This window comes from Bifidobacterium biavatii DSM 23969 (assembly GCF_000741165.1).
Classification (GTDB): domain Bacteria; phylum Actinomycetota; class Actinomycetes; order Actinomycetales; family Bifidobacteriaceae; genus Bifidobacterium; species Bifidobacterium biavatii.
Map to the genome: position 1 here is coordinate 57,476 of NZ_JGYN01000010.1, position 13,748 is coordinate 71,223.

General features: G+C 58.6%; 13 protein-coding genes. 4 read left to right on the forward strand and 9 right to left on the reverse strand.

The annotated features are described in order from the left end of the window. Nucleotides 1-8 precede the first annotated feature (8 nt). Genes BBIA_RS04810 through BBIA_RS13750 form a run of 3 tightly spaced genes read left to right on the forward strand, consistent with a single transcriptional unit; the run spans nt 9 to nt 2,255 of the window. Entirely contained in the window at nt 9-545 is a 537-nt protein-coding gene (locus tag BBIA_RS04810) for a hypothetical protein (protein WP_035138070.1), read from the forward strand. Then, nucleotides 529-1,470: an ABC transporter ATP-binding protein gene (locus BBIA_RS04815; RefSeq protein WP_033495394.1), complete on the forward strand. Its 942-nt coding sequence runs from the start codon at nt 529-531 to the stop codon at nt 1,468-1,470. Before BBIA_RS04810 ends, BBIA_RS04815 begins: the two co-directional genes overlap by 17 nt. A gap of 26 nt (nt 1,471-1,496) precedes the next feature. After that, complete coding sequence (locus BBIA_RS13750; protein ID WP_236023789.1) at nt 1,497-2,255, forward strand: hypothetical protein; 759 nt, start codon at nt 1,497-1,499, stop codon at nt 2,253-2,255. 911 nt (nt 2,256-3,166) lie between these two features. On the opposite strand, the gene BBIA_RS04830 is transcribed toward BBIA_RS13750, so the two are convergent. From BBIA_RS04830 to BBIA_RS04860, 7 genes are all read right to left on the reverse strand, one after another. Next, nucleotides 3,167-4,405, reverse strand: coding sequence for a hypothetical protein (locus BBIA_RS04830; protein WP_236023788.1), 1,239 nt, complete (start codon nt 4,403-4,405; stop codon nt 3,167-3,169). Between the two features lie 21 nt (nt 4,406-4,426). After that, nucleotides 4,427-6,019: a CHAP domain-containing protein gene (locus tag BBIA_RS04835; protein ID WP_236036982.1), complete on the reverse strand. Its 1,593-nt coding sequence runs from the start codon at nt 6,017-6,019 to the stop codon at nt 4,427-4,429. After that, a complete protein-coding gene (locus BBIA_RS14810; RefSeq protein ID WP_238548441.1) occupies nt 6,016-6,594 on the reverse strand; it encodes a TraC family protein in 579 nt (192 codons plus the stop codon). Before BBIA_RS14810 ends, BBIA_RS04835 begins: the two co-directional genes overlap by 4 nt. After that, nucleotides 6,567-8,267 (reverse strand): VirB4-like conjugal transfer ATPase, CD1110 family, encoded by a 1,701-nt coding sequence (locus BBIA_RS04845; protein ID WP_238548442.1) that lies wholly within the window; start codon nt 8,265-8,267, stop codon nt 6,567-6,569. Before BBIA_RS04845 ends, BBIA_RS14810 begins: the two co-directional genes overlap by 28 nt. Nucleotides 8,268-8,403: 136 nt before the next feature. After that, nucleotides 8,404-8,784, reverse strand: coding sequence for a PrgI family protein (locus BBIA_RS04850; RefSeq protein ID WP_033495388.1), 381 nt, complete (start codon nt 8,782-8,784; stop codon nt 8,404-8,406). 42 nt (nt 8,785-8,826) lie between these two features. Further along, on the reverse strand, nt 8,827-9,672 hold the full coding sequence (locus tag BBIA_RS04855) for a VirB6/TrbL-like conjugal transfer protein, CD1112 family (protein ID WP_033495386.1): 846 nt from the start codon (nt 9,670-9,672) through the stop codon (nt 8,827-8,829). A gap of 18 nt (nt 9,673-9,690) precedes the next feature. Further along, nucleotides 9,691-9,897 carry a hypothetical protein gene (locus BBIA_RS04860; RefSeq protein ID WP_025263185.1) on the reverse strand — a complete coding sequence of 69 codons (207 nt, stop codon included), beginning with the start codon at nt 9,895-9,897 and terminating at the stop codon, nt 9,691-9,693. A 525-nt stretch (nt 9,898-10,422) separates the two neighbouring features. On the opposite strand from BBIA_RS04860, the gene BBIA_RS04865 reads away from it, so the two are divergent. Continuing rightward, complete coding sequence (locus BBIA_RS04865; RefSeq protein WP_033495383.1) at nt 10,423-11,424, forward strand: LacI family DNA-binding transcriptional regulator; 1,002 nt, start codon at nt 10,423-10,425, stop codon at nt 11,422-11,424. 51 nt (nt 11,425-11,475) lie between these two features. On the opposite strand, the gene nagA is transcribed toward BBIA_RS04865, so the two are convergent. Both nagA and nagB read right to left on the reverse strand, forming a co-directional pair. Further along, the gene (gene nagA, locus BBIA_RS04870; RefSeq protein ID WP_033495381.1) at nt 11,476-12,789 is read right to left on the reverse strand and encodes an N-acetylglucosamine-6-phosphate deacetylase; all 1,314 of its coding nucleotides are present in this window, start codon (nt 12,787-12,789) and stop codon (nt 11,476-11,478) included. A gap of 74 nt (nt 12,790-12,863) precedes the next feature. Further along, nucleotides 12,864-13,676, reverse strand: a complete 813-nt coding sequence (nagB, locus tag BBIA_RS04875) for a glucosamine-6-phosphate deaminase (RefSeq protein ID WP_033495379.1) — start codon at nt 13,674-13,676, stop codon at nt 12,864-12,866. Nucleotides 13,677-13,748 lie beyond the last annotated feature (72 nt).

Here is a 13,748-nt window from a genome sequence, read left to right on the forward strand (position 1 = left end):
GGAGCATCATGATTCGCCTGTCAGTCTGGTTTGAGTCCTTGAAGTGGCGCATTGCCGCCTGGCGCTGCATCACTTTGAATTGGTGGTATTTAGTATTGGCCGCAGTATTAATCATATGGCTCGGCGTGGCGGAAGCTGTGGCGTTGCCCGCGTATGGTGAATATGCGCGTGAGGTATTCACGAACCTGTTGGCAGGGGTACCGTCTACGCCACCGGCTGTCGTACCGGTAACGGTGTTCCAATGGTCATGCTCGGCGGTTTGGCTGGTGTTGGCATATCGGCAGTGGGCGCGACGCCAGTTCGCATGGATGATTATATCGATGGTATGCAGCTTGTTGTATGTGCCATTCGTAATTTATCTTGTACATGAGCTAGCAGACCAGCGCAAAGGGATTGTTCGGTTGGAGGAGAAGCCAGAGAGCCCCTCCCCAGATGATACGGCTAATGATCATTTGGACAGGTGCGACATCAATCCCGTTGAAGAAACAACCACGTCCGACAGCATGATTCGCCGTATAGGAGGTCTTCGTGGACGCCGTGGTTGAAGTTCATGGATTGACTAAACGATATGTATCCGGGCCGGTGGTAGGTCCGATTGATTTTGAGGTTTGGCCGGGGCAAGTATTGGCCGTGGCGGGGTCGAATGGTGCAGGTAAGTCCACCACGCTACGCATGCTGCTCGGCCTAGCCTCTCCCAGCCAAGGTCGTGCACTGGTTATGGGCCGACCGTATCGGCAGTTGGAGCATCCGGGCTTGCAAGTGGGTGTATTCCTAGGTGGGCGATTGGGGGATGAGTCGATGACCAGCCGTGAGTATCTGACGTTTATGGCCGGCATGCAGGGATTGCATAACGTGCGTCGTCGCGTTCGCCGCGTGCTGCGTGCCTGTAGTCTGGATCATTGGCCGAAAGTCCGGATTAGGGGGTATTCCACAGGTATGAGACAACGACTGGGCGTTGCTTGCGCGATGCTCTCCGACGCACCGATACTTGTATTGGACGAGCCATTCAATGGATTGGATATCGAAGGAAGACTTTGGCTGCATGATTCATTGAAACAATGGGCCGAGTCCGGCAGAACCGTTATTTTGGCAGCTCATGAGATTGAAGAACTGCAACGCATAGCCACCCATGTCCTGATTGTCATGCATGGTCGGCAAATGGGTTGCGGGCCAATCGAGCAAGTCATTAACGACAACAGCGACGGGGCTGGAATCATATTCCGCTTTGCAAACGGCGTAGATGTGAGCAGAAAGGCCGCGGCCCTGAATGATCTGATGGGAATGGGGGCCGATCTTCGCGCCCTAAAGAATGACTTGTATTTGGCACGACGGACGGATGAAGATACTGTATTCGCAACCGCAGCCAGATGTGAGGCTCCATTGGTTCAGCTCAATCGCGCCGAACCGACGCTTCGCGAAGTAATGACTAGCATAATCAACCGGTCTTCAGTAAAGAGCCACACGTCATGAACGGGGGTACACGGGATTTGCAACGCATGATGCTGCTCATACGTTATGTGGTATGCCGGCCGGCAACCCTCGCGGCATGGGTTGGGCTGCCGCTGGCGTTCGCCGCGTTCGCCGCGTTGACTAGCGCCTCCGTCCGGCTCATGCTCTCCTCCAGCTCCAAACTCGATGGCTTCGCCACGCTCGAAGGATTGGGGCCGAGCATCGCCGGTGCGGTTATGCCCATGGCCGAGCCCTTGGCAATCATCGCGGCACTGCTATCCGTCCGTGTCCTGCTCAATACGTCCACAGCCATTCCGCTGTTCCTGATTGAACCGAAGCGAACGCGACTGTTTCTAATCTTATGTGTCGATATCGCTATTGTTGGTTTTATTATGGCCGCAACCGGAGGACTTACCGCAACTGGTACCTCTCGGCTCATCCTCGGCCCCGTCGTACCATCGCAAGCATGGCCCTCTCCGTTGTCCACATCGCTGCTCTTATGTCTTCCCGTGGCCCTGATACTTACCGGGCGTATGCTTATTGCCGCCTCACTATGCGTAGCCGTTGATTCAGTGGGGAAAGGTGCGGCGTCTTACATTGCCTTGTATTATCTCCTTCCCATTGTGGTTGCTAATTTACCTGCATCTCAAACATTGAGTACATGGATACCATCTATTGCAGGCACTGCCATATTGGAGCCTGAACCAATTATCAGCCCTTTGTTTAGCGGTGTGATTGCTCTAGTTTACTTATTGATTGCAATTGGAATAGCGTGTGCAACGTTGAATTATAGGGATATTAGGTGATGCGAGTATATTAAAGTCTGTCGTTGGTATATATATGATAAATAACCAATTTACCTTAACAGCGATAGATGTCTATCGTCATCCATGATCACATTTAATTTTTACCACCTAATGTTATTGCTATTGGCGGAATGCGGATTCCAGTAATAAATAAACAACCCAGACCATTGAACCGATGAATCGCATTAAAGCATATTTAGAAGGATTGAAGTTTGCTTCTGATCCGTATTCCTGCATGGTTTATGCTGTGATAAAGAATTCTTTTAGAAATGGTCTCTGCTGTCTTTGTTGTTCGCGTCTGGTTGTGTGGGCTCAATATCCGAATCATCTATACTAAGCGAGAAACGCTACTTGTCTGTCGCTATTCTTCGCCGCATTTATTTAAACAAAATAATCTGTTCGGAAATCGCTATATTAAACCTGTGCATGAAACATCTTTCGATAAAACTCTGATTGTTTGGGTAACTCCGCGCACCTGACAATCGTATGAACAGTATCATCTTTAATAACAGTGATTTTATCTGCATATGAATGGTTGTAAACCTGTGAGCGATGATTACCGTGGTCATATTCTGATTCAATTGAGGCATTGCCTCAAACATTGAACTTTCAGCTATTGTGTCAACCAGCACGATTGGCTCATCAAGAATTACAAGTGTTGCGACAGGAAGGTTGATATTGCCAGTGTGGAATTAATCGATATCACCAAGGGTGTATCTGATTCTACCGCTATCAATCTGGGCAGCGGCTACTTTGTTCTCAAAGGTATGAACGACAGTCGTTTCATCCTCTCTGGTTCTCATGCCGGCTGGGTGTCCTCCTCATCTTTGGAGACGCGTCATCCAAACTGACTAGCCCGAGAACTCGGCATATACCGCCACACTATCTCCTGCCCTTTTTCAAAGGCGGCGCTAGCCTAATCGATCGGGGAATGAGGGGGTTACTGATTGTCCAGGCACATCCCAGGTGGAATTGCCGTGCGTGACTGACGGGGATAAATCTTCCGATGATGGTGCGGGCTGTCGGTTCGATGACTGGGAATCCGATCCCGGTTGTGTGGATTCATCCGAACGGCCCGCATCAGATATTTCCTCGTTCTTTACAGCCGTCATGGAATCCCGGACGATTTGCATGACTTCGTTGAGGTCCTGGATGGTTCTGTTATAGACATCAAGATCCTGATGGTCGCGCATCATGAGTCGTGCACGGGTAATCTGCTCACTGAGCCGTGCACGGGTGTTGTCGTCTCTGACCTTGTTCTCGGATTCTTTGTAGAGCCTATCGGCGTTTTCAATGGTTTGGCTCAGTACGTTCTGTGCGTTGTCAATCCGTTGTTGTTCCTGTGATGCCTTGACCGTGTCAACTGTGTCATGCAGGTTCCTGGTCTGGATTCTGAGCTGGCTGTTAGCTTTCTCTGTTTCCGCACGAGTGCGATCGAGACGGTCGGCCGTCAGACTCGGATCGCAATTCTCCGTTGAGACCGATGGCTGATATTGCATGATTTTGCCGAGCAGTTCCAAAGATTTGGGATCCTGCACGTCTTTATCCTGGAGCTTCGCATATGGTTCCGCCTGTTTCAATGCCTTGTCCCATTCAATCCTCACTATGTCAGATTGCTCGATTGCGTGATTGCATGACGTGAGCGCTTCCCGATGGTCGTAGTTCCTCTTCGCCATGACAAGGCCTGTGGCTAATCCCGTTACGGTGACCAGAGCGAGCATAATGCCGGCGATGCGGGTAAAGGGGATATGCCGATGAACGGCTACCTCATCCGCGTCGTCAGCCGATAATTCCGCCAAGGACACATCATCCTCGACATGTTCCCCGACCCTAATTGGTGTGTCTATCGTCGTTCCCGTCCGTTTGTCAGGCTTGGATACGGGAGTGCTGTTGTTCCGTATATCGCGAGGCAGCTCATCGTCGATGATGGGTGTGATGGGCAGCAGCCGATGTTTGGGTTTTCTGTCTGGCAGCGGTTCCGGTGGGGCCCCAGCGGTTTCGGGGTGTGCGATGGCATGCGCAGCCCACTGGCCGAGTTCCGGCCATGTACTGGGATGATCGTGGATTTGCGCAAGAAGATCCCAGTTGTCAGAATCACTCATCAAATCGGCAAGCTCGTACGAATCAAGTTTGGAATTGATGCGACGCATGATTCCTTCTTTCCCTCAGGATTAGTGGATGTAAGTGATGCTGGGATTGTTGGCCTGCTCTTTGGTAAGGGTCCTGAGCCATGCGTATGGGAGGCCGCCGCCGGATTCGCTGACAACAATGCTTCCGTCGTCCTTGATTTCCTCGACGATGGCGACGTGTCCATAATCGGCGCTTGCGCCGAGATAGCCTTTGGCGAAGCTTGCCACGTCACCGAGCTGTATGCCGCCGCCCGTTGGATATCCGAATTTTCTGGCGCTTGACGCCCACATCCAGCCGTCGCCCATGTATCCGTCCACCGGTTTGCCGATCTGCAATCGGCGAGCGGCCGCCCACCATGTGCATTGGCCGGTCTCATAGGTGGTGATCTTGCCCACGGGCGTGCCGGTCGCCGCCACATCCACGTTCAGCGTGCCAGACTGCATGACCAACGGTGGCGTGAGCTTGCCGATGGTTCGTCCTGCCGTGGCCGAACAGCCGCCTCCCGCATCAATCGCCGGCTTCACGTTGTCGAGATACCGTTTGGTGATGTTGGGAATATCCGGGTACCTCATGAGGTTGCCTTCGCCCGCGTTATGGGCGATGACCAAAGCCGTCAGGTCGTCAAGTTCGGCGAACGGCATGCCCGGGTGCTTGGCCTTGAGCTGTTTGACGCCTTCCAAGCGGTTTTTCAGATACATGCCGCCGTAATGGGCGTGGACCATGGGCTCGGTGATGCCTTCAGGTGGTGTCTGATCGGCACCTTCGGGATGCACGCCGCGCCATACGCTCCTGTTCATCTGCAGCAATCCCCATGTTCCGCCGTTGCTGTCGTCGGCATACGCATCCGGTCGGAAACCGGATTCCTGCTTCATGATCGCCGCGATGAAATCCGCGCTCAATCCGCTCGATCGGGCCGCCTCGCTTACCCATGGCTTCGCCTCGTCCGGGACCTCGATCACACTGGCCTCGCAACCTCCGTCATCTCCGACGGCAACGGTGGGTATGAACCACAGCAGCAGGCTGAAGACCATCAGCACCGCCGCCGTGCCCAATAGAAATGGAATGCTGACCGCAGCTGATGCCGATGCCGCGACACCGGCCTTCACCGCCGTCATAGTCCGAGAAACCGCCTGTGTGACCTGTCGTGCAACCTGCGTCGAAGCTCTGGCAGCGGATTTGGCCCCCTGGACACCCGATCGTACGGTCTTGCCGGAATGTCTCGCACGTTTGGCGCGAGCCGAAGCCGTTCTTCCTGCCACGGCACGTGCCGTTGAACCTCTTGCGGCATGTCTTGTGCGAATAATGCCGGTCACGCCGTCGCGTATCCGACTTGCGGGAACCATTGGTGACAACAAGTCGTCGTCCTCTCTGGTATCCGTCTGTGCCGATTGCGATTCAAGCACGGACCGTGTCGCCTTCACACCACGTTCCAAAACGCTGACGGTTGTTATGCCGGTCGGGCGCGATACTTCGGATTGATTGTTCCTGATGGTGGTTCGTGGCTGTTTCAGCCCGGCCAACACTGGGCCATGGAAGAGTCCATTAACATGACGGACTTTCAAACCATGAATCATGCCGTTCGGCCGAACGAGATTGCGCGTGGCGTGGAATGAGTCGGAGGTGACGGGTCTCATTCGGGCTTCCGATCCTCGAATTTCGTGGTATACAACCGGTAAAGCAGACTATCGGCATCGATACGCCCATCGAACGGTATGAACGCAGTGCCGCTCTTGGCCATGCCCTGACCGGGCTGCACCCCGGTGAAGAACGCCCGCTGCTCATCGGACAGCTTCAGCAGCTCGCACAAGGCGTCGGCATCCGTGGCGGTCTGGTTCAGCAGCAACAGGAAGTCGCTGTTCGCGAGCATCAGACGCGCATCCTGGTTGGCCAGCAGCTCCTCGATGTTCTGCGTAATGCCGGTGGGGCACAAACCCCATTTACGGGCGCGCTTGTACAGGCGCAGGAAGTATTCGGCCGCATACCGGTTCGAGAACAGCAGATGGAACTCGTCCACCCACAGCCAGGTGCGCCGGCCGAGACGGCGATTCCTGACGACCCGGTTCCAAATCTGATCCAGAACGACGAGCATACCGAATGTGCGCAACTCCGCTCCCAGACCGGAAACGTCATAGACCAGGAACCGGCTGGACGTATTCACATCGGTGGCATGGGCGAAGGCGTTCAGACTGCCGGTCGCGTAGATCTCCAATGCTCGTGCCGCATCACGGGACCTGGCTCATTCAAAGCCGCGAGACGGTCATGCAGGGTGACGAGCGTGGGCATGCCCAGTTCTGGATGCTCCCGCACCTCGCGATACATGCCGATGACCGTACGGTCGATCAGACTGCGCTGCATGCGGTCGATGCCGTCCTGTCCGCCGATCAGCACGCCGAGCATGTTCAGCACGCTCGCACATTTCGACCGGATCGGATCACCCTCGGAATCATCCTCATACTCGATATCCAAAGCGTTGATATGCGCGCGAGACGATTCCCCGATCTCGACTCGCTCGCCGCCAAGACCGGTGCACAACGGCGTGAACTCACGTTCCGGGTCGATGACGATCAGATCATCGTCCGGACGGGTCAGATAGATCTGGGTTATCTCGTTCTTCGCCGCCTGGCTCTTGCCCGAACCGGTCGTACCCAAAACGAATCCGTTGCCGTTCATGCCTTTCGTACGGTCGATGACCACGGGATTGCCGGTGCGGGCGTTCGCCCCATGGAACACCCCGCCCGGCTCGAACAGTTCCTGCGACGTGAACGGCACCAGAATCGCCGCGCTCGATGTGGTCAACGTGCGACGCATCGGCGGCAAAGAATTACCCAACGGCAGCACGGCGTTCAGTCCTTCCACCTGCATGTAGGCCAAGGTCTCGGCCACACAGGACTGCCCATCGATCGCAGCTGTCACGTCACGAACCGTCTGATCCAGTTGCTCGCGGCTGTCCGCAGACACGTCCACAATCATCAGGGAATCCACCAGACGGTCGCCGTTATGCTCCAGATCATCACGCAGCTCACCCGCCTGAGTCATGGATTCCTGCAGCTCATGAGGCAGCATGTCCTCGGGTAGATGCTGTTTGCGGTTCTTGCGCCGCTCGTCGATGGCCTGCATATCCATTTCGGCGATCGTCCGGTTCACGAGCTTCAACCCCTCGGCCTTACCCCGCGGGGACAGATGGATGCCGACCGTGATGTCCGCCTTGATGTCCGTGATGGACGACACCAGCTGATCGCTCAGATAATCCGGGAAATCACGCACCAAAAGACACTGATGCCATACTTCCGTGGTGCCCGAGCTCAACCGGAGCCGACGGCGATCCGACACGTCCACGGCGAACGGGGCCACATAATCCTTCGTGGACATGCCATGCGATTTCAGGAAACCATCCTCGGTGAACGAGAACCGGACACCGTGCCGCAGCATCCCGTGCAGCACCGCCAGACGCGACTGCCGATCCAAGCGGACACCGACGCAGCCGCCCACCGACCGCAGCTGCGCCGTGGCACGCAACGCGGCACGGTTCAGCAGCGTGACCGCACGCTCCCCGTCCCGCTCACGCAACGTCAACGTCAGATACTTGTCCGTCACCGCGCCCTGCGAACGGCCGGCGAGACGCCGACGCACATTGCGGTTGAAGTCCCCGCGCAGTCCATCCAACGCATCGCTCCGAAGCGGCATGGCGATACTGCGCGTCACCTCCTCGGGATCCAGCATGCGCGTGGCGACCGTGATCTGGACTCCCATGTTCTCACCGATCGAATTCAGGAAACGCCCCCACCGGTCCACGACATCCAGCTGCTGATCCTGGGTCGCGACCTGATAATTGATGTCGCTGATCCGCAGCGACACGCTCCACCGGTCGCCGCCGAGGAACACGATGCCATTGGACAGCATCGAATCATAGCCAAGCAGCTCCTTCGACGAACGAGGCATGCGACGATTCCCGGACCGCCTGTTCCCGGCCTTTCCATGTCGCTTACCGTTGCCTTTGACCGCCTTGCTGCCACTGATGTCAGACATGACGACGTGCCTTCCTTCCCTTGATTCGTCTACGGGTCTTCTCCCTCAACGACGGTTTGCCGGGAAACCTCGCGGGAACATAGGATTCAAGCAAATAGACCTTCGGCCCGAAACGCTGGCGCAGCATGTATCCCAGATACCGTTCCGGCTTCAGCCCCTTCGGACGCCACCAACCCCACAGCGCGAACGGCAGGCAAACCGCAAACAGCAGATACGACCCCAGATCGGACAGTCCCAACGACCAGAACAACGCCGCCTCACATCCGCCCAGAACGAGCATGCACGCGGCGGCCGCCAGTTGGCGCCAGCTCAGCCCCCACATCACCTTCGCCTCAACATTGGCGATCTCCTTATATACGCGCATCTGCAACATGAATGAATCCTTTCCCTGATTGGCCCCGGTTGTGGTAGGCGGCTACTCGCCGCCGGCTATGGCCCGACTGACACGCTGACTCACCGCGATCACAAAAAACAGCAGGATGCCCGCCATCATGAGATTGCCGAAGTTGCCCGTCACCCACGCCACCATGCCCTCGTCCGCGGAATCCGGGATCTTCACGGCATCGACCACGATCCGCTGATAGAACACCAGACATATGAACACGCACACCGCATTCACCGACGTGCGAGCATACGACTTGAAGAAACCCACGCCGATCGGCTTGGTGTCCTCATGCACCAGAAACGCGAACGGCAACGACTGAAACGCCGTCAACGCATACAACTCGATGAACCGCACATACAGCACCACCGTGAACACCACCGACGCCAACTGGGACAACAGCCACGGAATCACCAGCAGAAAGAACAACGCCGCCTGCCCCATCACCCCGGCATCGCGAATCTGGTCACGCATCAGATCACCCAACTGACCGCCGTCGCCCGTCGCCTCATACGACATCTGCGAGGACACGCCCTGCATGAGGAACTGCGTGACCTGATTGAACATCCGAATGAACAAACCGGCGTTCTGCACGGCGATGAACACCAGCGCGATCTTGAACATGGTGCCGGCCACGATCTTCACGCCCAGATCGCGGTCCGCTTCGATGCGCGTCGAGTTGCGCGCCAGCTCCAACGTGAACATGACCGCGAGCACCACCGACGTCAGAGGCTTGACGGCGACTCCATGCACGTTCACCGCCAACTGGTAAAGAGCGGGATTCCATGTCTCCGGCGTCTGGGACAACAGCCCGGCCGTGATCGAACCGGCACCTCCGCCGCCGATCATGTTGAGCATGGCTACGATGAAGTCCTCCACGGCAGGCCCCGAATCAGCTCAGCCTAGAGCCACCGCGTTGAAAATCTGCGCGGCCGCGATGATCATGCCTCCGCCCACGATCTGCCACAGTCCAGACTGCGTCTGCGGCCCATTATGATCCTTCAGGCCGCCGCCGAAGGTGACGGCGCCCCACACCAGCCACAAGCCGCCGCCGATGGTGGCGAACCTGACGAACAACTGAAGCACCTGATTCAACAAATCCACGACGGCCTCCTCTGACGACGATCAAGGAGCCCGACAGGCAACGGCCTCCGTTGACACCCATCGTCAGGGAAAACCGGCAGGATAGCGGCGGACAGAGAAACCTCATTGCCCCTATATATAGGTATAGAAAGCCTGTTTCCCAGCTTGGGTGGTGGAAGAAGGGGAAGGAGATAAGCGAAAAAATTGCCTCTTCGATTCATAACGTCACACTCAGCGGAATAAGACCTGAGTGCGTAGTTGGCCGAGTCGGCATATATGCAGCGGCACTGAAGCGCTTACATATGTACTTGCCATTACATATTTGTAGATCTGCAAAATCGGAAAGGGAATCCGCATCGGAAGAATCTTCAGAATGGCGGGTATGTCAGCTGAGATATACCCGCCGTCCTATGCACTGCCCCTTTAGCCGGGACATACGCAGCCTACCATCTGTATGCAACTTCGTGCACTGGAGATGCTGAGGCTTTTCAAATCTCGGGTTATGCTGTAGTAAAACCCTTTACTAAAGTTTGCGGGGAGGATGTCATGGCCACGCTCAAGGAAGTCGCGGAACGGGCCGGGGTGTCGCAGAGCACGGTGTCGCGCTTGCTGAATGACCCGTCGTTCTCCATCAAGGAGGAGACGCGTCGGCGCGTGCTGCGCGTGTGCGAGGAGATGGGATACCGCAACGTGTTCCGTCCCGCGATCGCGGTGTTGGATGCGCCTCCGTCCGGGGAGGAATTGCAGGATGCGTACTTCGCCGATCTGCGGAAGGTTCTTGCGGAGTGTGCGGAGTCGATGGAATTGGACCAGCCCACGTTCATCCGATCCATACACGAGTTGACGGAACGTGCAACGGAGTTCGATGGGTTCATCACCGTGGGAGCCACGGTGTTTCCCGAAGCGGACCTGCGCGCCCTGCATGCGGTGCTTCCGCATGGCGTGTGCATCGACACGAATCCGGCGCCGCACCTGTTCGACTCCGTACGTCCCGATCTGTCGCAGACGATGCTGGATGCCCTGGACGAGATGATCGCGGCGGGCCGCAGGCGTATTGCGTTTCTCGGCGGCGTGGGCAGCATCATGGGCATGCATGACTATCCCGAGGACATCCGTGAACTGTCGTTCCGCCAGTGGGCCGCGCATCTGGGATTGGAAACGGACGGATTGGTGTATTCGTCCGGCACGTTCACCGTGGAGAACGGCTACCGTCTCGCGGAGCAATTGGTGGCTGACCATCGTGAGGCCGGCAGCATGCCCGATGGCCTGATCGTGGCCGCCGACGTGCTCGCGGTGGGGGCGTTGCAGGCGTTGAATGCGCTGCGTGTGGCGGTTCCCGACGAGTTGGCTGTGGTGAGTGTGAACAACCAGTCGATCGCCCGGTACACGTCTCCGTCGCTGAGTTCGTATGCGATCGATCAAAGGGAGTTGGCCCGTATGGCGTTCTTCACCTTGATTGATGGGTTGAAGCATGAGCGGCGGGTGCGGCGTCACATCCTGCTGACGACCGAGCTGGTGCCGCGCGCAAGCTTCGTTCCTCGGGCGTAAGACGTCGTCTCGAAGACGGGCGGCACCGGTGTCGATTTTGCTGGAAGGAGTTTACTTCAGCTGGCGGCCGGCGCACCAGACGTGTTGGGCGGTCCAGTCGGTGGGGTCGAGGAGGTTGAGGTCGGCGGCGTATCCGGGGGCGATGAGGCCGAGCGGCGTGCCGGTGACGGGGTTGGGCCTGTCGAATCCGAAGGCGCGTGCCGGGGTGAGGGTGGCGGCCTCGACGGCGGCGACGGGGCTGAAGCCGAGTTCGTTGACCGCGCGCTGGACCGCGACCTCCAGGGTGAGCGTGGAGCCGGCGATGGCGCCGTTGGACACGAGGCGAGCGTGGCCGTCGATGACGTTCACGTCGAGTTCGCCGAGCTTGTACGCGCCGTCGGGGCAGTCGGTGGCGGCCATCGCGTCGGTGACGAACGCGATGCGGTGGGGCGCCAGTCCGAAGCCGAGTTTGACCATCGGGTTCTGGACGTGGAAGCCGTCATTAATCAGCTCGATGGTGACGCGCGGGTCCTCCACGGCGGCCGGGATGGGGCCGGGTTCGCGATGGTGCAGGCCGTTCATCGCGTTGAACATGTGGGTCATGATGCCGGCGCCCGCGTTGAAGCCGGCCTGGGCGGTCTCGTAGTCGGCGTCGCAGTGACCGACCGCGGGCACCACGCCGGCGGCCGCGAACTGGCGGATGGCGCCGATGCCGTGCTCGAGCTCGGGGGCGATGGTGATTTGGCGGATGCAGCCGAGACGCCCGGCGGCGGGGTCGGCGCCCGAGGCGTCAAGCATGCGGTCCACGAGTTCGGGCACCGGGTCCTTGAGGCAGTTCGGGTCGTGCGCGCCCTTGCGCTTGAGGGCGAGGAACGGGCCTTCGAGGTGGCAGCCGAGGATGTCGGGGCGGGTGGCCATCTTCTCGTGCACGGTGCGGATGTTGCGGCAGATCACGTCCATCGGGTTGGTGATGAGCGAGAGCACCTGGCGGGTGGTGCCGTGGACCGCGTGGCCGGCTCGGGCCACGTCGATGCCGTCGGGGCCGTCGTCGAAGCTCTTCTCCCAGGCGCCGTGGGCGTGGATGTCCACGTAGCCGGGGGTCAGGATGCGGCCGGCCGCGTCGATGACCGCGTCGTTGGAGTCAGCTGGAACGGCCGGGTCGATGCCGACCGTGCGGCAGGCGTGCTCGAACGCCTCCTCGCCGGTACCGTCCGCGGCGGCGGAGCCTGTGGCCACAATCACGCCACGTGCGTCCGAGACCACCCAATAGCCCGATTGTTCGCCGCAGGCGTCTACCTTGCGTGCCCCGCGGATCGCGACCGGCTTGGCCTCGCCTTCCAACGCCGCCGTCACGCGGGCGACGATCTCATCTCTGTCCTGCGTCATGATTTCCTTCCTGCATATGGGTTCGGGCTCCCTCTTGGCGAAGCAAGAAGGAGCCCGAATCGTTCGTCTGCCGATCAGATGCCCTGCCAGGCGGGCTTGTGGGCGAAGGCGTAGCGGTAGTAGTCCTTGTGACGCAGACGCGACGCGGCCTCCTCGTCGATGATGATCGTGGCGTGCGGGTGCAGCTGCAGCGCGGAGGCCGGGCAGAACGCGGAGACGCCGCCTTCGACGGTCTCCTCGATGGCCTCGGCCTTGCCCGCGCCGAACGCGAGCAGCACGAGGTGACGGGCTTTCAGGACCGTGCCGATGCCCTGCGTGATGCAGTGGGTCGGCACTTGGTTGATGTCGTTGTCGAAGAAGCGCGCGTTGTCGATGCGGGTCTGCTCGGCCAGGGTCTTGACGCGCGTGCCGGACGCGAGGGAGGAGCCGGGCTCGTTGAAGCCGATGTGGCCGTCGGTGCCGATGCCGAGGATCTGCACGTCGATGCCGCCCGCGGCCTCGATGGCCGCGTCGTAGGCCGGTCCGGCGGCGGCGATCTTGTCGCCGTCCTCCAGCGGAGTGCCGTTCAGCACGTCGCCGGGCACATGGACCTTCTCCGGGTCGAGGCCGAGGGGCTCGACGACCGTGCGGTGGATGGTGGAGTGGTAGGACTCCGGATGGTCGAGCGGCAGGCCCAAGTACTCGTCCAGCGCGAAGCCACGCACCTGGGAGACGTCGATGTGCTCCTCGTGCACGATCTTGGCGAGGGCCCGGTAGGCGGCCAGCGGGCTCGAACCGGTCGCGAGTCCCAGCACCGCGTCCGGCTTGGCCTTGATGAGGTCCGCCACGCAGCGGCCGTAGATCTCGCCGGCCTCCTCCTCGTTCCTGACGATAATCACTTCAGCCATGATTGATTGCCTCTTTTCCTGTGGAGTGTGTTTGGGAAATGTATATATACGTGTACGGGCGGCGGCATGGTG